The organism is Solobacterium moorei (assembly GCF_036323475.1).
GTDB classification, from domain to species: domain Bacteria; phylum Bacillota_I; class Bacilli_A; order Erysipelotrichales; family Erysipelotrichaceae; genus Bulleidia; species Bulleidia moorei.
Genome location: NZ_AP028934.1, coordinates 797,330 through 820,558, shown reverse-complemented (window position 1 = coordinate 820,558; position 23,229 = coordinate 797,330). Strand labels below are relative to the sequence as shown.

Annotated in this window: 17 protein-coding genes, 4 tRNA genes, 2 pseudogenes and 1 other annotated feature; of the genes and pseudogenes, 5 read left to right on the top strand and 18 right to left on the bottom strand. The window is 37.6% G+C overall.

The genetic code is table 11. The features are described from left to right. Positions 1 to 22 precede the first annotated feature (22 nt). A complete protein-coding gene (locus tag RGT18_RS03970) occupies positions 23 to 1,165 on the bottom strand; it encodes an AI-2E family transporter (protein ID WP_051241083.1) in 1,143 nt (380 codons plus the stop codon). Positions 1,166 to 1,427: 262 nt separating this feature from the next. On the opposite strand from RGT18_RS03970, the gene metK reads away from it, so the two are divergent. Beyond that, positions 1,428 to 2,522 carry a methionine adenosyltransferase gene (metK, locus tag RGT18_RS03965; RefSeq protein WP_028078945.1) on the top strand — a complete coding sequence of 365 codons (1,095 nt, stop codon included), beginning with the start codon at positions 1,428 to 1,430 and terminating at the stop codon, positions 2,520 to 2,522. A gap of 191 nt (positions 2,523 to 2,713) precedes the next feature. Beyond that, positions 2,714 to 4,162: pseudogene (locus tag RGT18_RS03960) on the top strand (IS1182 family transposase). Positions 4,163 to 4,298: 136 nt separating this feature from the next. Here the strand turns inward: RGT18_RS03960 and ileS are convergent. The 4 genes from ileS to RGT18_RS03940 form a co-directional block, all read right to left on the bottom strand. Then, entirely contained in the window at positions 4,299 to 7,031 is a 2,733-nt protein-coding gene (gene ileS, locus RGT18_RS03955; RefSeq protein WP_028078522.1) for an isoleucine--tRNA ligase, read from the bottom strand. Positions 7,032 to 7,072: 41 nt separating this feature from the next. After that, positions 7,073 to 7,264 (bottom strand) — a binding site (T-box leader). After that, positions 7,252 to 7,734: a DivIVA domain-containing protein gene (locus RGT18_RS03950; RefSeq protein ID WP_028078523.1), complete on the bottom strand. Its 483-nt coding sequence runs from the start codon at positions 7,732 to 7,734 to the stop codon at positions 7,252 to 7,254. (Overlaps the previous feature by 13 nt.) Before the next feature lie 11 nt (positions 7,735 to 7,745). Beyond that, positions 7,746 to 8,486, bottom strand: coding sequence for a YlmH/Sll1252 family protein (locus RGT18_RS03945; protein ID WP_028078524.1), 741 nt, complete (start codon positions 8,484 to 8,486; stop codon positions 7,746 to 7,748). Then, positions 8,479 to 8,886, bottom strand: a complete 408-nt coding sequence (locus RGT18_RS03940; protein ID WP_006525097.1) for a cell division protein SepF — start codon at positions 8,884 to 8,886, stop codon at positions 8,479 to 8,481. The genes RGT18_RS03945 and RGT18_RS03940 overlap by 8 nt, the downstream gene beginning before the upstream one ends. Positions 8,887 to 9,046: 160 nt before the next feature. Between RGT18_RS03940 and RGT18_RS03935 the strand changes: the two genes are divergently transcribed. Next, positions 9,047 to 9,397 carry a hypothetical protein gene (locus RGT18_RS03935; protein ID WP_028078525.1) on the top strand — a complete coding sequence of 117 codons (351 nt, stop codon included), beginning with the start codon at positions 9,047 to 9,049 and terminating at the stop codon, positions 9,395 to 9,397. Positions 9,398 to 9,466: 69 nt separating this feature from the next. Here the strand turns inward: RGT18_RS03935 and RGT18_RS03930 are convergent. The 8 genes from RGT18_RS03930 to RGT18_RS03895 form a co-directional block, all read right to left on the bottom strand. Beyond that, positions 9,467 to 9,553 (bottom strand) — tRNA-Leu (locus RGT18_RS03930). Between the two features lies 1 nt (position 9,554). Beyond that, positions 9,555 to 9,628 (bottom strand) — tRNA-Cys (locus tag RGT18_RS03925). 122 nt (positions 9,629 to 9,750) lie between these two features. Beyond that, a complete protein-coding gene (locus tag RGT18_RS03920; protein ID WP_028078526.1) occupies positions 9,751 to 10,860 on the bottom strand; it encodes an ABC transporter substrate-binding protein in 1,110 nt (369 codons plus the stop codon). Beyond that, entirely contained in the window at positions 10,835 to 11,650 is an 816-nt protein-coding gene (locus RGT18_RS03915; protein WP_006525094.1) for an ABC transporter permease, read from the bottom strand. The genes RGT18_RS03920 and RGT18_RS03915 overlap by 26 nt, the downstream gene beginning before the upstream one ends. Next, positions 11,650 to 12,435 (bottom strand): ABC transporter permease, encoded by a 786-nt coding sequence (locus RGT18_RS03910; RefSeq protein WP_028078527.1) that lies wholly within the window; start codon positions 12,433 to 12,435, stop codon positions 11,650 to 11,652. The genes RGT18_RS03915 and RGT18_RS03910 overlap by 1 nt, the downstream gene beginning before the upstream one ends. 6 nt (positions 12,436 to 12,441) lie before the next feature. Further along, entirely contained in the window at positions 12,442 to 14,010 is a 1,569-nt protein-coding gene (locus RGT18_RS03905) for an ABC transporter ATP-binding protein (RefSeq protein WP_037404183.1), read from the bottom strand. Between the two features lie 13 nt (positions 14,011 to 14,023). Further along, on the bottom strand, positions 14,024 to 14,563 hold the full coding sequence (locus RGT18_RS03900; RefSeq protein ID WP_028078529.1) for a helix-turn-helix domain-containing protein: 540 nt from the start codon (positions 14,561 to 14,563) through the stop codon (positions 14,024 to 14,026). Positions 14,564 to 14,721: 158 nt separating this feature from the next. After that, on the bottom strand, positions 14,722 to 15,438 hold the full coding sequence (locus RGT18_RS03895) for a DUF554 domain-containing protein (RefSeq protein WP_028078530.1): 717 nt from the start codon (positions 15,436 to 15,438) through the stop codon (positions 14,722 to 14,724). A 222-nt stretch (positions 15,439 to 15,660) separates the two neighbouring features. On the opposite strand from RGT18_RS03895, the gene RGT18_RS03890 reads away from it, so the two are divergent. Then, on the top strand, positions 15,661 to 16,965 hold the full coding sequence (locus tag RGT18_RS03890) for an IS30 family transposase (protein ID WP_338174720.1): 1,305 nt from the start codon (positions 15,661 to 15,663) through the stop codon (positions 16,963 to 16,965). A 215-nt stretch (positions 16,966 to 17,180) separates the two neighbouring features. On the opposite strand, the gene RGT18_RS03885 is transcribed toward RGT18_RS03890, so the two are convergent. Both RGT18_RS03885 and RGT18_RS03880 read right to left on the bottom strand, forming a co-directional pair. After that, entirely contained in the window at positions 17,181 to 17,759 is a 579-nt protein-coding gene (locus RGT18_RS03885) for a hypothetical protein (RefSeq protein WP_338175258.1), read from the bottom strand. Between the two features lie 104 nt (positions 17,760 to 17,863). Continuing rightward, positions 17,864 to 17,945, bottom strand: a tRNA-Leu gene (locus RGT18_RS03880). A 161-nt stretch (positions 17,946 to 18,106) separates the two neighbouring features. Between RGT18_RS03880 and RGT18_RS13080 the strand changes: the two are divergent. Continuing rightward, a pseudogene (locus RGT18_RS13080) lies at positions 18,107 to 19,800 on the top strand (IS1634 family transposase). 128 nt (positions 19,801 to 19,928) lie between these two features. Here RGT18_RS13080 and RGT18_RS03865 read toward each other — a convergent pair. The 3 genes from RGT18_RS03865 to RGT18_RS03855 all read right to left on the bottom strand — a co-directional run bounded on the left by RGT18_RS03865 (position 19,929) and on the right by RGT18_RS03855 (position 23,222). Beyond that, positions 19,929 to 20,010 (bottom strand) — tRNA-Leu (locus RGT18_RS03865). 45 nt (positions 20,011 to 20,055) lie between these two features. Beyond that, positions 20,056 to 22,332 carry an HAD-IC family P-type ATPase gene (locus RGT18_RS03860; RefSeq protein ID WP_028078836.1) on the bottom strand — a complete coding sequence of 759 codons (2,277 nt, stop codon included), beginning with the start codon at positions 22,330 to 22,332 and terminating at the stop codon, positions 20,056 to 20,058. Next, positions 22,332 to 23,222 carry a carbohydrate kinase family protein gene (locus RGT18_RS03855; protein WP_028078835.1) on the bottom strand — a complete coding sequence of 297 codons (891 nt, stop codon included), beginning with the start codon at positions 23,220 to 23,222 and terminating at the stop codon, positions 22,332 to 22,334. The genes RGT18_RS03860 and RGT18_RS03855 overlap by 1 nt, the downstream gene beginning before the upstream one ends. Between the last annotated feature and the right edge of the window lie 7 nt (positions 23,223 to 23,229).

Genomic DNA, 23,229 nt, shown 5'->3' with positions numbered 1-23,229 from the left:
AGATGAGTAAACACTGCAGTTTTTATTGTACTGTGATATTTTTCCTATCCAATTGGCGATGGATAAACTCGCTTACTAATACAAAGATAACTGAGAAGACCGGTACACCGATAAACATACCAACGATACCGAATAAGGCACCACCAATAATAATGGCGAACATCACATATAACGTTGGTAAGCCGACCGCACCACCCAGAATACGTGGACCAATAATATTACCGTCTACCTGTTGTAGGATTAGAACAAAGATTGAAAATTCCAATGCCTTAAATGGATCAACTAATAATAGAATCAGAATACTTGGAACCGCTCCTAAGAATGGACCAAATACAGGAATCATATTTGTAACACCAACCACAACACTGATTAGTGGTGTATATGGCATCTTCATAAATGACAGGATAATATAGCAGAGAATTCCAATAATCAACGAGTCTACTGCTTTACCCGCAACAAAACTATTGAATGTATTGATAGTTAAACGAGTCGTTCTTAAGATACTCTTTGTCGTCTTCTCTGGAAGAAGTGCGTACAATACCTTCTTAATTTGACGTTTGAGATTTATCTCATCTAGAAGAATATATAATGCGATAATCATACCAATCAAGAAGTTCATCACACTCTTAGCAAAAATCACACTGTACATTAAGATGGCGTTCAAACTACTTGCAATATTGGATACCCAATCCCCTAACATACTGACACCTTTATCGATGACAGGATTTAGAGTCTTCAGTAAATCATCACTGAAGAAGTTATTAGACTCAAAGAAATTACGAGCAGAATCTACATATCCTTCAAAGGAGGATATGAAGGTTTGGATGGAAGAAATCATCTGTGGAATGAGAATGGAGAAGAATACAAACAACATGATAATCCCAATAAATAACGCTCCAAAGGAAGCGATAATTTTCTTTGTACGTGGGTTTAGTTTTGTCTTTCCTAACCAACTATACTCAATAATTTTTCGCAGTGGATTCAATAGGAAAGCAATTCCAATTCCATAAATAAATGGTGAAAGCGCCACAAAGATTGCCTGGAAAACACCATATAAAGGCTCAACATTATTAATCAGCGTGTAAAACGCTACAACAAGAATGCCTGAAATTGAAAATGCTTTGATATTTTCAATTGTTTCTTCTTTTAATTTAGACCATTTCATACGCAAAAACCTCCATATTGATTATACCAGTTTTAGATTGTCTTTGAACATGAACATATCAATTGACAAGCATTCTTTCTAGTGTTTTAATAATAACGTCTTTTATCAAGAACTGAGGTAGAGAGTCAGCTCAATAACCTCACACCAACCTACTGCTTCCAGCAAGGTGGTACTGCTGACATCGATAAGGAAAGAGTTAAATGAGTAATATATCCTCTTTCATCTGTCGCATGAAAAAGACAAAACGAAGGAGGTTTTTATTATGTCAAAGTATTATTTCTCATCCGAATCAGTCACAAGTGGTCATCCAGATAAAATCTGTGATTTGATTGCAGATTCTATCTTGGATGCGGCGTTAGCACAAGATTCAAAAGCACACATGGCTGTTGAAGCTACAATCAAGGATGATACGATCTTTATCTATGGTGAAGCTGGTACAACTGCAGTCATTGACTACGCAAAAATCGCAAAGAAAGTTCTAAGGGATATTGGATACCCTGAAGAATACAACGTCATTCTAAAGGTAAACAAACAATCTGCAGAAATCAACTCTGCTGTAGGACATCAAGAATATAGCGCTGGTGACCAAGGTATCATGTTTGGTTTTGCAAGTGATGAAACAAAATCTTACATGCCATTTGCGATTGACTGCGCACACATGCTTGCAAAGTGTCTTGAACAGGTTCGTCGTGAAAACCCTACACTATTAGGACCTGATGGAAAAACACAGGTGACTGTAGAATATGAAGATGGTGAACTCAAGAGAATTGAAACTATCGTCGTATCTACACAGCACAGTAAAGATATTACACAAGAAGAATTAAAGAAACTAATCCGTAAAGAAGTTATCGACAAGGTTGTAAAACCTGAACTCATTGACGAAAATACAAAGTTTTTCATCAACCCATCCGGTTCCTTCGTTGTTGGTGGTAGCTGGGGCGACTCCGGTACAACCGGACGTAAGATTGTAGTAGATACATACGGTGGATACGCACCTATTGGTGGTGGATGCTTCTCATCTAAGGACCCTACTAAGGTTGACCGTTCCGCTGCTTACTACGCACGCTACGTTTGCCGTAACATCGTAGCCAACGGTTTAGCAAAGAAGTGCCAGATTGAGCTTGCATATGCGATTGGTGAACCTAACCCAATCTCAATTAACGTTAACAGTTTCAATACTTCTAAGTATAGTGATGAAGAGTTAGAAGAAATCGTTAAGAAGAACTTCAACTTCTCTGTTAAAAACATGATCAAGGAATTAGATCTTGAAAGACCTATCTACACACAGACAACAAACTATGGACACTTTGGTAAGCCTTACTTACCTTGGGAACAATTCAAGAAGATTGAACTATAACATACAGCAGCGGCAGTAACCTGCCGCTTCAGCCTGTTGACAAACAAATAAGGAAAAAAAGCAAAAAATAAAGTATAATAAAGAAGCAGAAGATCTCCAATTCCCAAAATCGGTAATTCTTCTGCTTTTTATTTTGCAAAAAGTAATCATGGTATAATAATAACGGGAATTGGAGAGTGATTATCATGACAATGACATGCAGGAATAATATAAAACACGACAGTATAATATTTGATACTATTGATAACTTAGTACCACCAGATCACATGGTCAGAAAGCTTGAAGAAGCTGTTGACTGGAACTTTATATATCCTCTGGTAAAGGATCTGTATAGTTCTGAAGGAAGACCATCCATTGATCCGGTGGTTTTATTTAAGATGATATTCATTAACTTCTGTTTTGGCATCAACAGTATGAGAAAAACCTGTAAGGAAATAGAAGTAAATCTGGCATACAGATAGTTTATAGGATATGAAATGTTTGAGAGTATTCCAAATTATTCTACCTGGAGCCAGAACTATATACGTAGATATGGAGATTCTGATATATTTGAACAAATATTCAATAGAATACTTAAGGAAGCTATGGATGCAGGATTTGTTGATCTCGAAACAGTGTTTGGAGACGGAACACACGTTAAAGCCAATGCAAATAAAAGAAAACATACAGATGCAGAAATAGAAATCACAAAAAAATGTTTTGAAGATTCCCTGCTTGAGGAAATAAACCAAGAAAGAGCATTAGATGGTAAAAAAGAATTTCACTCATTAAACAGAACAGAACTGGATTTTGATTCTGAAACAGGAGAAGAAATAGAGATAGTAAAAACAAAAAGAGTAAAGCAAAGTACTACTGATCCTGAATCCGGGAATTATCATAAAGGAGAACATGAAGAATGTTTTGCGTATGAACAGCAGACATTCTGTGATAAACATGGATTCGTATTGAGCTTTGATACAGTCCCTGGAAATATACATGACAGTGTTTCATTCTTTGGTGCATACAGACATCTTCAGGGAAAATTTGGAGATCAAATTAAAAATGTATGTTTAGATGCAGGATATAAAACACCAGCCATTGCCAAAGAGATAATAGATAATCATCAGCAGCCAATACTTCCATATAAAAGACCTCAGACGAAGAAAGGCTTTTTCCCAAAAAGAGAATATGTGTATGACGAACACTATGACTGGTATATATGTCCAAACAATCAAACATTGACATATACAACAGTGAACCGACAAGGGTACAGGCAATACAAGAGTAATCCATTAATATGTGCCAGCTGTCCGTTGAAAGATAAATGCACCAAAAGCAAGAATAATACAAAAGTGATAACCAGACATGTATGGGCACCCTATCTTGAAGCAGCAGAAGAGATAAGGTATACCCCATTATGGAAGGAAATATATCCATTACGCAAACAGACAATCGAGAGAGTATTTGCGGAGGATAAGGAGAATCATTGCTTGAGATTCACACGAGAAAGAGGGTTAAAGAAAAATCGACATAGAGCGTCGATGATTTTTGCATGCCATAATCTAGAAAGAATGGCACGATGGAAATGGGAAGCAAATCCATTTTTAAGCTTAATACCTCAAAATCAGTACTTTGTCTTATTGGAAAGTCAATATTATTGAAGTTTACAGACAAAATAAAAAGTGACATCGTTTAAAATGTCACTTTGTCAACACTCTGCAGCGGCAGTAACCTGCCGCTTTTCTTTTACCTAAAAAAACATGCATATAGAGAGCACTACATGCATGCTTTATGTATTTAATTTTGATGAATGAGTTTATAGCCTTCCATAACAGCATGGCATCGTGGACACAGTCCATTTTCATCCACATGTTCATCATAATTCCAACAACGTGGACACTTCTGACCACTAGCCTTTTCAACCTTCACAGCCGTTTCACCTTCTACAAGTTCAACCTGTGAAACAATTAACCATTGTGCTACTGCAGCACCTAAGTTTTTCTCCACAAGTTCCTTCTCTTCCTTTGGAAGTGTAAGAAGAATCTTCGCCTCTTGGCTAGATGCAATCAACTTTTCATTACGTGCTTCTTCATTTGCCTTTGTGACAAGGGCACGAACTTCTAATAGACGTTTGATTTCATCACGTAATATTTCAGCTTCTGCATATTCCTTCACTTCTGGAAACTCTTCGTAATGTACGGAGTTTGCACCAAGATGTGAGAAATGTGTCCAGATTTCTTCAGCAGTAAACGCTAAGAATGGAGCCCAAAGTTTTACAAGTGCATCTGCACAGTTCCAGTATACAGACTGTACTTGTCTTCTACGGTGATCACCCTTCGCACTTACGTATAAGATATCCTTTGTAAAATCACAGTAGTAAGAAGATAAGATATTAACCATGAAGTACATCAAATGCTTGTTTGCGGACAAGTAGTTGTATTCTAATACATCCTTACGTACATCTGCTACCAAATCATTGAGTAATACAAGAACCTGTTGGTCAACACGTTCAAGATCTTCAAAGGCAACCATGTCTGTTGATGGATTGAAATCTTCTCCATTTACATTACCTAGTAAGAAACGGAATGTATTACGAATCTTACGATACTGATCAGAAACCTGCTTGATATTGCTTGGACCTAGCTTTAAGTCTTCCTTAAAGTCAGAGGACATTGCCCAAAGACGGAATACATCGGCACCATTCTGGTTGATGATATCCATTGGATTTACAACATTTCCAACAGACTTAGACATCTTTTCACCCTTTGAGTCTACAACATAACCATGCGATAAAACTTCCTTGTATGGAGCTGTACCATTAACTGCCGTTGAAACAATGAGTGAAGAGTTGAACCAACCACGATATTGGTCAGAACCTTCAAAGTATAAATCACATGGATAACCATCACCACGAGCAATCAATTCGTTCCAGCTTGAACCAGAATCGAACCATACGTCCATGATATCTGTTTCCTTACGGAATTCACCATTTGGTGATTTTTCATTTGTATAACCTTCTGGTAGTAAGTCTTTGGCTTCTCTTTCAAACCAAACATTTGAACCATACTCATTCATAAGTTCTGCGATATGATCAAAGACTTCCTTCTCCATGATTGGTGAATTATCTTCACAATAGATAATTGGAATTGGAACACCCCATAAACGCTGTCTTGAGATACACCAGTCACCACGATCCGCAATCATATTATTCATACGCTTTTGACCAAAGGAATTATGCCACTTGACGTGGTTGTTGATTTCATCCAATGCCTTTTCACGTACCCTTTCGATAGAACAGAACCACTGCTTTACTGCACGGAAGATAACCTTTTTCTTTAAGCGATCATCATGTGGATATGAGTGGGTAATATTCTCAACTTGTAGTAAGTAGCCCTTTTCACTCATGTCATGGATGATAGCCTTTGAACAATCCTCAAAGAACATTCCCTGGTAAGAACCTGCCTCTGCATTCATATAACCGCGTTCATCAACTGTACAGATTGGTGGCATTCCATTCTTCATACATACAAGATAGTCATCCATACCGTGACCACCAGCTGTATGTACAACACCAGTACCATCTTCATCTGTAACGTGTGTACCTAAAAGACATGGACATTCCTTGTCTAATACAACATGGTGATATGTAGCACCTTCAATTTCCTTACCTGTAAATGTCTTTAAGATACCAAGATTTTCAAGATTAAATTTTTCAAGTAAGCGGTCAACGAACTTTGCAAGCACGATGAGGTTGCCAGCGCTTGTCTTTACTAATGCATACTCAAGATCTGGATGAACGGACACTGCCATGTTTGATGGAATTGTCCAAGGTGTTGTTGTCCAAATTACAAAGTTATCATCTGCACCTAATACACCCTTACCATCAGCAATTGGGAATTTAAGGTAGATTGTCGCATCCTTAACATCCTTATAGATAATTTCAGAATCCGCAACCGCTGTCTCGTTGTATGGTGACCAATAAACAGGTTTTAATCCTTGGAAGATCATTCCATTTAAAGCCATCGTTGCAAAAGACTGAATCTGACGAGCTTCAAATTCCTTCTTCAGTGTGATATATGGATGTTCATAATCCGCAATTTGACCCAAACGCTTTTCTGTTTCCATCTGCTGTGCAATCTGCTGGTGTGCATATTCTTCACACTTACGTCTAAATTCCGCAGCAGACAATGCCTTACGATCAACACCCAACTTCTGGATTGCGTTTTCAATTGGTAATCCATGTGTATCCCATCCTGGAAAGAATGGTGTATAGTAGCCAGACATCGCATGACTACGAATAATGAAGTCCTTGATTGTACGGTTCATGGCTGTACCTGCATGCAGGTTTCCATTTGCGTATGGAGGACCATCATGCAAGATAAATGCCTTCTGTCCCTTGTGATGTTTTAGTAAGCTTTGATAATAGTTGTCTTGTTGCCAATTCTTTAAAATACCCGGTTCTTTCTGTGCAAGATTACCACGCATCTCAAAATCTGTATTTGGCATATTTAGCGTATCTTTGTAGTCCATATGACCCTCCTCTTTTATAAAAATAAAAACGTCCTCAAAAATCTAAGGACGTCTAAACGCGGTACCACCTTAGTTTATGACATCGCTGTCATACACTCATTACTTTTCTTTAACGCAGAATGTACGATTGCTCACAGGTGATTCTATTAACAGGCTTCATGTTCGTTTTCAGCATACACGAACTCTCTTATCAATCCACTTCTGTTAAAGCATGTCCTGATCAATGCAATTCTTTATCAGATTCTTCCAACCAATCCATATCTGGTAGCTTTGGAAGTTTAAAGTTATCTAAACTCTTTTGTAAATCGGTTAGTTGTTGGCTAAGATCACTTTTGACCTCACCAGCTTCAGTATACAATTGCGATAGATCCAGCAATATGGAACGCGCAACGGATAAAGCTTCTTTGACAATCTCATCAGCGTTATTCTGTGCTTTCGCCATTACATCGTTAGCTTCCTGCAAAGATAATCTGGTAATACTGTCGGCCGCATCTTTCCGCACATCTACCGCACGCTCAATCTCATTGTAGCGTGTCTGTAATTCCTCCAGCTTCTCCGTTGTCTCAACCATCTGTTCTTGGTAAAGTTCCAACTTTCTTTGTAGGAAGGCAACCTGCGCAGCATATTGCTCCATCACATCATCAACCGCAAACCGATCATAGCCATTTTTCATGATGCGAAATGTCGGTCTTCGTGTCGTCATGTTCTCTCCTCTTATATATTCTGCAGAAATTCTGCAACGATTCTCCCTGTACGTGTCTTACGACTAAATCCCAAAAAGGTAAATCTACCTGTTCCACGTATAGAAATAACACTCCCATTATTGCATATTTTATCAGGCTCTTCAAGTTCGATATGATTCACCTGCACGTATCCTTTGCGTATTAAATCCTTCGCATCGCTACGACTAGAATGGGTTAAAGCAGCCACCAACGCATCCGCTCTTTCACTTGCCACAACTAGGGAAATCTCTTTGGTTTTAAACTCCTGCTTTGGATGCTCATCAATCTTTTCAAATGATACCGTTAACTGATTGATACGAATCAAGTAATCTTTGATAAAATCAACCATCTGCTCTGATGTATAGAGGTAAATCGCATCTTTCTCAATCCAGAAATCTCCAAAACTACTCTTATCTATCTGTAAATTCATGATAGCTCCATATACATCACGATGCCCTATTGTACGGAAACGCTGATCAATTTTAGCCTTCATGCATACAATATCTGAAAAGCCATCCTTCTCATCATAGAGAAAGATGACTTTCTTTTTACGTGCATCATCATATCCGCCATCATAGCGGACAAAGCGTGATGGAGTGAATATCTTTTGAATGATAGCTTGTTCTTCTTCCGTTAAGAATGCAGAACAAACACTCTTATGCCAACGTTCACTCTTTTCTTTTAAGTCGTACAAATGTGCAATCAGAGAATCGTAATTCCCTAGATTATTCATCTTCACCCTTATCAAGCGAGATATTCCCTTCAACACCAACATTTCTTGGAGCACAGAAGATAACATTATGACCAACCTTCTGAATTGTCCCATCTAACGCAAATACAACACCAGATAAGAAATCAATTGTGCGCTGTGCATATTCTCTTTGTAAACGGTGTAAGTTGATAATGCAGCCACGTGTTTGTTTTAAGTGACGTGCAATCTCCTCAGCTTGTTCGAAACTTCTTGGCTCGAACATTACCATTTGTGTATTTTTAGAAATGTTATTCAAATTTGTTTGTTTTGACTCGTAAGTACTCACTGGTTGTACCTCTCTTCCTGTGAATTGTAATTCTTCACCTTCATCTTCGTCTTCATCTACTGGTGCGACGAACTCTTTAATCTTGTTGAATACCATATACAATCTCCCTTTTTATGATTCTTATTATATCATTCCTAAAAATGATAAACAACGCTATCCATGCGGTTTACATCGTATTTCTGTAAATAAGTACACATTTTCAACAAATCATAATCAAGGATATTGTCATGTTTAAAATATCGGTTAAAATGTAACCATGTTAAAAAAATTAATTCTCCCATTTAGGGATATCAAAGTATGGATTTATGTTGGAATTGTGATACTGCTTTCTGTGATTGTTGGCATCGTCATACAACCATTTCGTTTTGGCTTTTTAAACAGTCTCGGAATTTTAACAGCCGTTCTATTCTTTGTCGGAACATTTAGACAAGCGTGGCTCAAGGGTGATTTCTCCTCTCTTGAATTCCAAAGAAGTAAGGACTTAGATCCAACCTATGCAGATTATCGCCAGCGCATCCTCTTAGAAAGAAGTCAACGTCACAATACCCCACTATTCGCAAGTATTGTACTAATTCTTCTCTGTATCGTATTACCTCGTTTTATGTGATGGACACCATCACTTTTCTTTTAGCATCGTATACACATAAAAAAACTTACCGAAGTAAGCATTTTTTGATGGTGGAGATGATGGGACTTGAACCCATACGTCCTTTCAGACAACGGATTTTAAGTCCGTTGCGTCTGCCGATTCCGCCACATCTCCGTGGAGGTTCCTGCCGGAGTCGGACCGGCGCTCGCAGAGTTGCAGTCTGCTGCCTTACCACTTGGCTAAGGAACCAAGCCCTGTAAAATTACAGCGCTTTATTATTATACTGAAAGCATTCACTGAATGCAATAGAAGTATATCACTTTTTATTTCTAGTTTACAGATATTTTTTGTAATTTTTTGAAAGTGAGCGATTACTGTACTTTGACCTTATTCCACAAGTCAGAGAGTTTTGCCTTGAGCTGCTCATCGAAATGGAATGTTTCATCTAATTTATATCCTGTACGTGGAACGTATGCTGGATTTTCAAAGAATTCACCATCTGGTCCTGCAAGTTCTTCTTGAACACTTAAATCAACTGGTGTATATCCAACCCACTCTGAGTTCTGTGTCTGAACACTTTCACTGATGATGTAATCAATAAACTTATTGGCAAGTCCTGGACAGTTACTGTTCTTTGGAATAACCATTGCGTCAATCCAAATGTTTGTGCCTTGTTTAGGGGCTACCCAGCTCATATCCATATTTTCTGTAAGAACGTTTGTAGCATCTCCCGAATACATTACAGCGATATCTTTTTCCGCGTTTATCATGCCATCGATGACTTCATCTGTAACATATGCAGGTTCCATCGTTGCATTCATCTCTGATAGCCATTCATACGCTTCCTGAATTTCCTTCGGGTCATTTGTATTCATGGAATAACCAAGTGCCTTGAACGCAATCATGAAGCCATCACGCTGTGAATCGTAGAAGAAGATTCTCCCCTTATACTTAGGATCTTTGAGAATGTTCCAACCTTCCTCTTCAATATCCTTTTCATCAACTGTTGTTTTATTGTAAACAAGACCAACATTGCCCCAGAAATATGGTACAGAATATTCAAGAGTTGGGTCAAATCCCTTTTGGGACTCTACAACAGATGGATTGAGTAAGCCAAGATTTTCATAAGATTTTTTATCCAGTGGTTGTAACATCTTCTCAGCTAGTAACTGTTCGATCATATAGTCACTAGGCACAAGCACATCATAGGATGAGCCACCAAGTAACTTTGTATACATCATCTCATTAGATTCAAATAGATCGTAGTTAACTTTTGCATTATACATTGTTTCAAAGTCGGAAATCACTCGATCACCGATATATTCTCCAGCGTTGAATACATTGATAACGTTACAGCCAAACATTTCTTTTGCGTCGCCAACTTGCTTTACTGCACTTTCGTCATCTCCACCACAACCAACAAGTGGAGCTACAAGTGCAGCGCATAATACTAATTTAGTTAGATTCTGTAATTTGCGCATTTAACTTTGCCTTTCTTCTTTCATTGATCATAGGTACAACATTTACAACAATGAGTACAACTGTGATGACATAAACAATAATCGCACTTAACGCATTAATTGTTGGGTTAACACGTTTTACGTTTGCATATACATAGATAGAGATATTGGAGACACCAGGTCCTGTCGTAAACATGGATATAACAAAGTCATCGAAGGACATTGAGAATGCCACAAGTGCACCCGCAATAATACCACCCTTAATCTGTGGGATGATAACCTTCCACATCGCTTGCCATGGTGTACAGCCTAAGTCTAACGCAGCCTCTGCCATGTTCTTATCAATACGACGTAAACGCGGTAATACTGATAGGATTACATATGGTGTACAGAAAGCAATATGTGCTAATAACATCGTAGTAAATCCAGTTTGAATTCTTAATGATGTAAAGAACAACATTAAGCCAATCGCAGTAACGATTTCTGGGTTTAACATTGGCAAGTTATTTACCTGTTGGAATAACTCACGTGTAATACGCTTAGATTTGGAAAGACCAATTGCTGTGATTGTTCCAATGAGTGTAGAGATCAATGTCGCAAGTACCGCACACAAAACCGTGTAATAGATTGCCTCTAAGATAGAACGATTATTGAACATATTCTCATACCAACGTAATGAGAAACCAGTAAAGCGAGTCAGTGATTTAGAACGGTTAAAACTAAAGAATACTACATAGAGAATTGGCAAGTAGAAGAATGCCATGATGAGGGCAAGATATAACTTCCCAAAAATAGAATTTTTCTTTTCCATTAGTCTGCCTCCTCTGCTGGTTCTTTATCTAATTTCTTTGTGATATACATCGAAATCAAGATGATGATTGCCATAATCAAACTGATTGCAGAGCCAAAGTTCCAGTCACCAGTCTTGATGAAGTAATCTTCAATCAAGTTACCAATCAATACGTACTGACCACCGCCAAGTAGCTTAGGAATGAAAAAGCTTGATACTGCTGGCAAGAATACCAAAGTAATACCACTTACAACACCACTTAAAGAAAGCGGTAATGTAACACGCAAGAATGTCTGCTTATTATCCGCACCTAAGTCGCTTGCGGCAATCAATAAATTCTTATCAATCTTAGAAAGAGCCGTATAAATCTGTAGAATCATAAATGGTAAGAAGTTGTATACCATACCGATATATACTCTGATTTCACTACTGAAGCCCAACCAGCCTAAAATACCCTTCCATGCATACGTACGTACAAGCATGTTAATCCACATAGGTAGTGTAATGAGTAACACTATAATCGCTTGTGAACCGCTCTTTAACTTTGCCATGATATATGCAGTTGGATAGCCTACAAGAATACAAATTGCCGTCGTAACGAAAGCCATCTTTAAGCTACACCATAAAACACTAGGGAAAATCGTATCATTGAAGAAACGTGTGAAGTTATCGAATGTAAATTGAAGTGTTAAAACAGAATTACCTTTTACTGTCATTGCATACATGACAATCATAAACATCGGTATGACAATCATAATCATCATCCATACAAAATACGGATAGATTAATTTATTAAATGACTTCATCGCACATTAACCCATCTTTCTCATAACGTGGATATCTTCAGGATTCCACTTTAATCCAATTCTTTCACCCGCTTCAATCTTATCTGTTGTTTCAATCTTTAACTCACGACCCTGTGTAGAGAATGTAATCTGGTAATCACCTTCTGTGATGTTTTCATCATCAAAGTCATACTTCACATCCCAGATTTCAACACGAGAATCATCTTCAATATTCCAGGCATATGCATCAGCCCAACGAATTAAGTCTGTATCTAGCGCTACAGATTCCTTGATTTCATCAACTGTACGATAGAAATCGAACGCCTGGATACCTTCTTCATTATCTACATCTTCGACCGCTGTTGGTTTTACTACATTGATCTTAACCGTAATCTTTGTGCCTGCACCTGTACCGAATGTACATGAATATGTGCCAATTTCCTTCTTCACATCATATTCTACATGTGTTAAGGAAACATCCTCACCCTCATCTGTCCATGCTTGCGCATTTGCACGAGCGATAACTTCAGAGTCTGTTAATTGATCAACGTCTTCAAGGTCCATCGTAAAGGAAGATGCACTAATACGTTCCTTCGCTTCTTTATTGATAACATCATGTTCTCCAGTTACGTGCATGGTAACAGTCTTGGATGTACCAGATGATGTTTCTACAATCACTTCATAGTGAACACCCTTAAATAATACAGACTTTACTTCACCATTTAACAAGCCACGGTTTCTAGCAACGATATCGATATCCTCAGGACGAATTACAATATCGACTGGTTCATTCTCACTAAAGCCATAGTCTACACACTTGTAATCTACATCATCAAAGTTAACAAGATTATCCTTCTTCATTACACCATCAATAATATTCGAGTCACCGATGAAACGTGCACAGTATTGATTAATTGGTTCGTTGTAAACTTCTGTTGGTGAACCAACCTGCTCGATGACACCATCCTTTAAGATAACAATCTTGTCAGACATCGTTAGAGCTTCTTCTTGATCGTGTGTAACAAAAATAAATGTAATACCTACCTCACGCTGAATTTCCTTTAATTCAAGCTGCATTTCCTTACGTAGATTCTTATCTAACGCACTCAAGGATTCATCTAATAATAGAACCTTTGGTTCATTTACAAGCGCACGCGCAATCGCTACACGCTGTTGTTGTCCACCTGACATCATTGTAACATCACGGTGTTCAAATCCTTCTAGACCCACAAGAGAAATCATACGACGTACTTTCTGGTCGATGATATCCTTTGGCTGCTTCTTAATCTTTAAACCAAACGCAATATTATCATATACATCTAAGTGTGGGAACAATGCATAATGTTGGAACACTGTATTTACATCACGCTTGTATGCAGGAATGCGAGCGATATCCTCACCATCCATGATGACATGACCTTCTGTTGGTTCAATAAAGCCCGCGATAATACGTAAGAGCGTTGTCTTACCACAACCAGACGGTCCAAGTAGCGTTACGAACTCATTTTCATAAATATCTAATGAGATTCCCTTTAATACGACTTGGTTGTCAAAAGTTTTTACAACATTTTTTACTTCAATCAATTTCTTTGCCATGTCTATTCTCCCTCTAAAATTCTGGTGGCGTGCTAATCCAAAGCACTTCTGCTGATTGTTTACCACGATTTTCTAAATAGTGCGCTACGTCCCCACGGATATAGAATGTATCCCCTCGTCTTACCACAGCGCCTTTTTTGTATCCCTCTCTTACGAGATAAATACGTCCACTTAATACATATCCAAACTCTTCTCCTTGATGCGGTTCAATTTGTTTTGAACGAGCACCAGGTTGAAGTTGTAGGATGATTGGTTCCATATTATTCTTCTGTGCATTTGGAACAATCCAATGTGTTGTCACACCATCCTGTTCATCAATGAACACATCCTCTGGCGTAAAGACAATCTTTTCTTCATGCTCTTCTGCAAAAAAGCGTGACATATCAACCCCAAGAGCTTCCGCAATATCTGCTAGTGTCTGAATGGATGGCGATGTTAAGTTACGCTCTAACTGTGACAAAAAGCCCTTCGTAAGTTCTGTTCTTGAGGCTAATTCTTCCAGCGTTAGATCATTCTTGATTCGTAGTTGCTTAATGCGATGTCCGATATCTATCATAATCCTCCTTGTTTGTTTAGTTTTACTAAACAATTTATTAACAGTAACAAAACAATAATAATTATATGAAATTCAAGATGAAAATCAATGGTTTTTTAAACTTTTTGTTTAGAGATTATAAACTTTAGGAAAAATAAAAAAGTCTTTCGACTTTTTTAAAATACCATACCCCATAGAACCGCAATGACAACTGCCGGTAAAATATTGGCGACCCGTATCTTACAGTCAAATACCATATTGATTCCAACACAGAAAATCAAGATAGATCCAACACAGGATAAATTATCTAACGCAACAGGTGACACAACAGAATTTAACATCATCGCAAGCACGGTAATACTACCTTGAAAAATTGCGACTGGTATTGCCGAGAACATACACCCCTTACCAAGAGAGGCACTCATTACACTGACTAAGATAAAATCAATCACACCCTTGGCTGCTAGTACAGTAATATCTCCATTCACTCCATCTTTGATTGCACCAATGACTGCCATCGCCCCAATACATACGACACAACTTGTATTGACAAAAGCCACCACAAACTTTGTATCGTTTCCATTATTACTTTTCTTTTTCACATAGTCTGCGAACTGATTGATTTTTCCATCTAAGTCAAAATGCTCGCCAACTATAGCACCAATTGCCAAACAACAGATTACCATCATGATATTGCGTGGCGATAATCTACCATTTTCAATACACAGCATCTGTTCCATCGCACCTGCAATACCAATAAAAATAACCGCAACACCCGTGACTAGAAATAGAGTTTCCTGCATCTTTTCTTTCATTTTAGAACTAAAAGAGCAGCCAAATGTACCGGCTAGCACAATTAAAATGATATTAATAATCGTTCCGAGTCCTCGCATATTTTCCCTCTTCGATTTAAAAGCTCACCAGTACTATTCTAGGCTTATAAATATACACTGTAAATATCAAAACAACAAAACCATAATTATCTAATCACTTTCTTCTAGCACCTCAATTATTTTTGAAAGTTCCTCTTTTGATTTTATTATTGGTGAAGGTTCCCTTTTTTAATATGATGTCTTTAGAGATGGTGCTGGCAGTTCAAGAAAGGAGGCAATCATATGGTTGCCAGCGGTTATAAACATCTATCTTTAGAAGAACGTAAATCTATAGAAGTTCTATTGAATCATTCCGACATCAAACTCAAACAGATAGCACTCTCTATCAATCATTCACCGAAATGCGTACGTGAAGAAATCAAAGCACACAGGGTCGTACGTGTCCACTCGAATAAGACGAACAAATGTGGACGTCAAGATTCTTGTAAGAAACATCGCTTATGCACATATTGCATAAGCGGTGATTGTAAGTCTTGTAAGCATAAGGACTGCAACGAGCTATGTGATGACTTCGTCTCATATCCCGTTTGCGAGAGAATAGAGCGATTCCCTTATGTCTGTTCAGGTTGTCCTGACATACATAAATGTCATCTTCCCAAGTACTTCTACATCGCACGAATAGCACAGGATAAATATACGCAAGACAAATTAGAATGGAGGTCCGGACCTCGCAAGAGCGAAGCAGAAATGAAATCTATCGTGGAGGCATTTCAAAATAATATTCCTAAAAAGCAATCCATCGATACGATTATCCATACTAACGACCTGAATATATCCGCCTCTACTGCATATAGATACATTCGTGAGCACCAGATTCCCGGGATTTCAAACATCGACCTAAAACGTCAGGTACGCTACACGCAACGCAGTTCTTCAAGGCATCATCCTATATCGATTGACTACGATTTCCTCGAAGGACGCAAATACGAGGACTTCCTAGCAGCCCTAGAAACAGCAGGACCAGATGTAAACGTATGGGAAATGGATACGATCATCGGGAAGAAAGGGAGCGATGAGAAGTGTGTACTGAGCCTGTTACACAGACGTTCCAATCTTCAATTATATTTTCTCTTACGACACAAGAATATGTTTGAGGTAACGTATCTATTTGATACTATCAAAAGTTTCTTAGGCATCGACTTATTCAAAGATACGTTCACTATCATACTCACCGATAATGGCACTGAGTTCCATGATCCACTATCGCTTGAGACAGACCCTGAAACGGGAGAAAAACTCATCAGTATCTATTTCGCAAGGCCTAGACGTTCTGATGACAAAGGCAAATGTGAAAAGAACCACGAGCACTTCAGAGAGAAGATTCCAAAAGGATGCAGTATGAACAGCCTTACAAAATACGACATCAATTTCGTATCAAATCAGGTAAATAATTATGTACGCAGGAAGTTAAATTACCAATCACCCTACAGCATTGCCAAACTAGTACTAAACGAAAAGGTGTTAGAACTAAACCGCCTTCATCCCATTTCACCCAAGGCAGTTGATCTAACACCTATCCTCCATTAGCATCAGACCCTAACAGCACCATCTCTTTATATTCAAAGGGAGCTTTCAAGAGAAATTCAAAAAAATTTCATTTGAAAGTATACTTTTCGTGCGGTCAAAATGCCCAATATCTATTTAGATTATAGCTTAAAATATATAAATTCAAAACCTGTAAATGGAAAAGCGCCCTAATTGGGTTCACTTCAATAAAGGGCACTTTCGTTAAAAGGGAGCTTTCACTGAAAATTGAGCCTTTCTTCTAGCATCTTCTTACAATATGCTTTCATTCCATCCTTCAAAATGTAATGGCCAAGACCTGTTTCATCTACATCTTCCATTGGCTCCATCTCATATCCACCAGTGACTGTCTTTACACCTGCTGATGTAACCGCCTCCGCATAGGCAACCGATACACGATAACCCTTTTCTTCCTGCTCTACTAGCCAAGAGGCTATTGCCTTTCCAATCTTTTTCATACAACCACCACCTTGGTATTCTTCTTTGATATTGGCGGTATAGATATATAAGATATTATTCCCCTTCTTCATACCAATATTTTTTAAAATCGTGAAATCACCAGTCTCATAGTATTTCTGAAAATTATCCTTATCCACAAAAATTAATGTTTGATAACCAATCAAATGATCTTCATCATCTACCGCAAAAAACAATCCATCCTTTGAGCCTTCATACAATCGACGTAAATAGGAAGCTGGTAAGTAACTTTCATCATCTGATGGCCATACCGCATGGTCCAAACGAATCATCTGTGAAAACAAGTCCTCATTGATTTCTTCATTCTTTATGATTTTCATGTATATCACCTCATGCGTACATTGTATAAGATAAACAATCTCACTTCAAATGACGCATGTTTATGCAAAAGAAAAAGCCCGATTAACGGGCGGACTACTATAAGTGCGGATAACAGGATTCGAACCTGCACGAGTCGCCTCACTGACACCTGAAATCAGCGTGTCTACCAGTTTCACCATATCCCCGTCTTTAGAAGTTAGCACCATTAATCTTTAGGAGCACATTTTTAATAAAGTAATTCAAGTCCAGTATTGATGGGCTTTTCTTATTGTTCAAAAACTTGACAAATTCATTTTTATCTATTCCTTTTAATGGTGTAATGGTGTATTATATAGGAGGGTGTTTTATGGCTTATTTCCTTAAGGTTGCTAAACAACAAAACAATACGTATCTCGCTGTTTATGAATCTTTTTATTCTCCTGCTACCAAAGGTACCAAACATCGTTGTATCAGGTCTCTTGGTTCTGTTTCTAAACTGAAAGCTGCCGGTATTGATGATCCTGTTGCTTTCTACAAAGATGAAGTAGAAAAAATGAATCTGTATAACAAGCAAGATAAGATCAAGAAAATTACTTCCGTTTCTCCAAGAAGATATCTTGGCTATTTCCCTTTGAAATCCATTCTTGAAGATCTTGATATCAAGAAGTTTATTGATCTGTATAAATTCACTACCGATTTTGAATTTGAACTTTATGAAGTTCTTTCTCTTCTTATATATGCTCGTTGTGTTTCTCCCTGCAGTAAATACAAAACATATTATGAAATCCTTCCTCAGCTTCATATTCCTTATGCATTCAACTACGATCAACTATTGAGTGCCCTGGCATTTTATGGAAATGACTATGAGAAAATTGTTGAACTGTTCACTTCGAGAGTCCAAGACAAATATTCCATAGATACTGCTATCACCTATTTTGACTGTACAAACTTCTATTTTGAAATTGACAGAGAAGATGACTTCAGAAGAAAGGGTCCAAGCAAAGAAAACAGGAAAGCTCCTGTCATTGGGCTGGGCTTACTGCTGGATGCGAATCAAATTCCTGTTGGTATGAAGCTGTATCCTGGAAATGAATCAGAAAAGCCTGTATTGAAAGATGTACTGAAAGACTTGAAGGAAAGACATGAAGTACACGGAAAAACGATACGGGTAGCTGACAAGGGACTGAACTGTTCAGAGAATATACTTTCAGCTTTGGCAAACGGCGATGGATATCTCTTTTCCAAATCAGTCAAGCAGCTGCCTGAAACAGAAAAGGTATGGGTTCTACTACCTAATGACTACAAAGCAATCAAGGACAGAAATGGCAAGATCATTTATTACTGTAAAGAATGCATCGATGAATTTCCATACACATATACAGATGAAAGCGGAAAAAGAAAAAAGTAAACATCAAAGAAAAAAGAGTCGTCACATACAATCCGACACTGGCAAGAAAACACAAATATGAAATAAACAAGCTTGTAGAAAAAGCCAAAGGTCTGTCCGTATCACTTGTAAAGAAAAATGAATATGGGGAAAGCGCAAAATATGTCACTTTCAGATCTACTTCAAACGGAGAAGAAACAGAAGATAAAGTAAAGGCCATCATCAATCAGGAAACGATAGATAATGACTTGAAACTGGCCGGTTACAATATGCTTGTCACATCTGAAACAAAGGTGGATGCCAGACAGATATATGAAACATACCACAACCTGTGGAAGATAGAAGAATCATTCAGAATCATGAAATCAGACCTAGATGCAAGACCTGTTTATTTACAGCTTGAGAATACGATCAAGGGACATTTCTTAATATGTTATCTTACTGTACTGCTGCAGAGAATATTTCAATTCAAAGTCTTGGAAAACAAATATTCTTCTTCAGAACTGAATGAATTCTACAAAGGATTCCAGTTCGTTGAAGGAGAAGACAGTTATACAAACATATCCATAGGCACCAACTTCATTACCGAATTATCAGACATGACAGGATTACCTTTAGACAATTATTTTTTATCTCCAACAAAACTAAAAAAGGTGTTGAACTATAGATTCTAATCTGTAGTTTTACACCATTTTTTAATGTTTAACTCTAAAGTCAGGTTGTATAAGATAAACAATCTCACTTCAAATGACGCATGTTTATGCAAAAGAAAAAGCCCGATTAACGGGCGGACTACTATAAGTGCGGATAACAGGATTCGAACCTGCACGAGTCGCCTCACTGACACCTGAAATCAGCGTGTCTACCAGTTTCACCATATCCGCATCGCAATAGTAATTATACACAAGCTCACCTTAAATTGCACGAATTTATTTTGAACGCATTGTCAATGAAAAGCCTAATAAAGTTACTAATACAACGCCTATCACACTTGTCAAAAGTGTAACTGGAAGTAACTCTAAACCGAACGAAATTCCTAAGATAGATTGCGTGAAATAATAGACGATCACAAAGAGAAAACTCATGATGAGAACAATGGTCAAACGATACTTTGTGGTTGGTTGATAAATGCGATACAAAGTATACAGATAGATAACACCTGTCACAAATACTAGGATTGCATTCGCACTTTCCAAAGGCAACCCTGTTGATGTCCGATAGACCTTTGTAAAGATTGCAGCCAATACAACTGTAATTGCGGATGGAAGTGCTCGCAAAAATGCATCTAATAAAAATCTACCATTTAGTTTTTCATAGCTAGGTTCTAGCTGTAGGAATACGGTTGGAATTCCTACACAGATTGCGCTTATCATTGTTAGATGCACTGGTACAAACGGATATACAGTTTGAAATAGTGCAACATAAATCGTTAAAAAGAATGAAAATAACGTTTTTACTAGATACATTGAAGATGCTCTAGAGATATTATTGATAACTCTTCTACCCTCACAGACAATAGAAGGTACGACATTAAAATCATTTTCTAATAAAACAATATCAGAAATATCTTTCGCAGCCGATGAACCTGCAAGCATGGCAATAGAGACATCAGCTTGTCGCAAAGCAGGAATGTCATTGACACCATCCCCTACCATCGCCACAACATGTTTACGCTGTAGCGCTTTTAGTAGTTCTTTCTTTTGTTTTGGAAGCACTCTTCCAAAAACTGTATATTCTTCAACTACTTGATCATAATCAATTTCACCAACAGACAAATCGATATACTTATCTGCATTTGGCACCCCAGCTTTTCTTGCAATTGAAGAAACTGTCTTTGGATAATCACCAGAGATAACTTTGATTGTAACACCTTGTTTAGAAAGATAGGTTAATGTTTCATTTACATTTGGTCGCATCACATCACGGATGTATACCAAGCCTAATAATTCTTTATTGTCGTCTTCCCTTGTAAGTGCTATCGCAATCGTACGCAGCTCTCCTTGAGAAAACGTATCATGATACGTTTGATAGACAGCATCTTCTTTGTTAAATATAAACTCAAATGCACCAACATATAGTGTTCCTATATCATGCAAATAAGCACTTGTATATTTGCGTTCACTCGCAAACGGTTGAAAACTATCTACTTGAATTTTTGTATCACTCTTGAAATACTCCAACAAAGCTTTCGCAGTAGGATTTGGATGTTTTTCCATCTCTAAATATGCTTGCATATATGCACGTAGATTCATCTCAGAAATATCACTGACAATTTCAACATGATCAACCTGCATGTCTCCTTGTGTTAATGTACCTGTTTTATCAAGGCATACCACATCAACCCTTGCAAGACCTTCAATCGAATACAGTTCCTGCACAAGTGCCTTGAATTTTAATAAACGCATCGTAGAAACGGCTAGGGCAACACTCGTTAGTACGACTAAACCTTCTGGAATCATACCAATGATTGCGGCTGATGTATTTAATACGATATCTGAATACCCTAACTCCTTCACTCCCATCTGCATTCCCGCAAGTATCAATGCGACAGGAACAATTAAGACAGATACAATCTTGATAAGTTTCTGTAAATCCTTCTGTAGCGCACTCTTCTGAAACCCAGATATCTTTGCGCCCTCCATAATCTTTTCGGATTGGCGATCGTGCCCTACTTTAGTAACAGATACTTCCGCATCTCCACTTAGTACTATTGTCCCACTATAAACAGTATACCCAACTTTTTTATAAACCGGTTCAGATTCACCCGTCAGAAGGCTTTCATTTACTTCAAGACTACCTTCTACTACGATTCCATCAATTGGTATCTGAATCCCTGCTTGTAAGCTTAATAAATCATCTTGCACAATCTCATCGACAGAAATTTCTATCCACGCATCGTCACGGCAAGCGTTCACTTTAGTGGTTGTAAGAATACGTATCTGATCCAATAATTTTTTCGCACGCATTTCTTGAATGATTCCAATGAGCGCGTTTGTAATAACCGCACCCATAAACATTGCATTTTGATATTTGCCAGTCGTAAATACAAATACAAAAAGCACGATATTTAAGAAATTAAAATATGTAAAGATATTTTCCTTAATGATATTTATCGTCGACTTTGATAATTTCTTTGATTCACCATTTACTTTATTTTCTTGAATACGCTGGTTTATTTCACTTGTTGTAAGTCCTTTTTTTGACATTACTTCTGTGCGATAATTTCTGCAAGTCTAATCTTACCTTCTGCAAAGGTAAAATCATCCCAATCATGTACTAACTTTTGAGCAAAGTCACACATAAACGCCATACTGTTCTTCACATCAACACCAGCTAATTGTGCAAGAACAAATACAGCAGCTTGCAATTCGACATCAGATACATGCTCGCATGGTAACAAGAACTTCTCATCTCCATAACAATACACACCTTCATCATTCTTAAAAATTAAAACATCTGAACTAGTCATTGTATGTAAGTATTCTGCTGTCAGTTTGAAATCATGGTACTTTTCAAGAGAGAGATAATATGCATCTGTTTCAGATAGTAATAGTATTGGGTTTAATGAACAAAGTGCACGGAAAACATCCTCATCCATCTGATCACCAAATTCACCTGGTACAAAATAGATAGGTTTTTCTAAATCATCTAAAGTATTCAATAAATCAACCACACCTTCTTCACTTAACATTTCTCCATAGATTAATACTGCATGGATATCATCTTTCTCTAATGTCTGTACAAATGACATATCGAAGTTATATTCACCGCCAGGCACACTAAAATAGGTTTGATTCCCTTCTTCATCAACCATGTGATAGGTACAACCATTTACTAGCTCCGTTCTTACATTAATTGGTAGATTATGTGCTACCATTTCTGCCTCTACAGTTTCGCCATAAATACCGGTACCAATCGGCGCATATAATTCATACGGAAAATCAAAATGTTGAAATACATCAGCAGCTTTAAAACCTGTACCACTGATAATTTGTTCTTGTTTTATAACGTTAAACTCTTCATTTCCTTGCGGAAGTTTATCGACATGCGAAACAAAGTCTACATGTGCCGATCCTATAATTAATATCTTTTTCATATGTTTA

Coding starts and splice junctions, on each gene's coding strand:
- RGT18_RS03970 (WP_051241083.1), bottom strand. CDS start 1,165: ATGAAATGGTCTAAATTAAAAGAAGAAACAATTGAAAATATCAAAGCA.
- metK (WP_028078945.1), top strand. CDS start 1,428: ATGTCAAAGTATTATTTCTCATCCGAATCAGTCACAAGTGGTCATCCA.
- ileS (WP_028078522.1), bottom strand. CDS start 7,031: ATGGACTACAAAGATACGCTAAATATGCCAAATACAGATTTTGAGATG.
- RGT18_RS03950 (WP_028078523.1), bottom strand. CDS start 7,734: ATGACGACACGAAGACCGACATTTCGCATCATGAAAAATGGCTATGAT.
- RGT18_RS03945 (WP_028078524.1), bottom strand. CDS start 8,486: ATGAATAATCTAGGGAATTACGATTCTCTGATTGCACATTTGTACGAC.
- RGT18_RS03940 (WP_006525097.1), bottom strand. CDS start 8,886: ATGGTATTCAACAAGATTAAAGAGTTCGTCGCACCAGTAGATGAAGAC.
- RGT18_RS03935 (WP_028078525.1), top strand. CDS start 9,047: ATGTTAAAAAAATTAATTCTCCCATTTAGGGATATCAAAGTATGGATT.
- RGT18_RS03920 (WP_028078526.1), bottom strand. CDS start 10,860: ATGCGCAAATTACAGAATCTAACTAAATTAGTATTATGCGCTGCACTT.
- RGT18_RS03915 (WP_006525094.1), bottom strand. CDS start 11,650: ATGGAAAAGAAAAATTCTATTTTTGGGAAGTTATATCTTGCCCTCATC.
- RGT18_RS03910 (WP_028078527.1), bottom strand. CDS start 12,435: ATGAAGTCATTTAATAAATTAATCTATCCGTATTTTGTATGGATGATG.
- RGT18_RS03905 (WP_037404183.1), bottom strand. CDS start 14,010: ATGGCAAAGAAATTGATTGAAGTAAAAAATGTTGTAAAAACTTTTGAC.
- RGT18_RS03895 (WP_028078530.1), bottom strand. CDS start 15,438: ATGCGAGGACTCGGAACGATTATTAATATCATTTTAATTGTGCTAGCC.
- RGT18_RS03890 (WP_338174720.1), top strand. CDS start 15,661: ATGGTTGCCAGCGGTTATAAACATCTATCTTTAGAAGAACGTAAATCT.
- RGT18_RS03885 (WP_338175258.1), bottom strand. CDS start 17,759: ATGAAAATCATAAAGAATGAAGAAATCAATGAGGACTTGTTTTCACAG.
- RGT18_RS03860 (WP_028078836.1), bottom strand. CDS start 22,332: ATGTCAAAAAAAGGACTTACAACAAGTGAAATAAACCAGCGTATTCAA.
- RGT18_RS03855 (WP_028078835.1), bottom strand. CDS start 23,222: ATGAAAAAGATATTAATTATAGGATCGGCACATGTAGACTTTGTTTCG.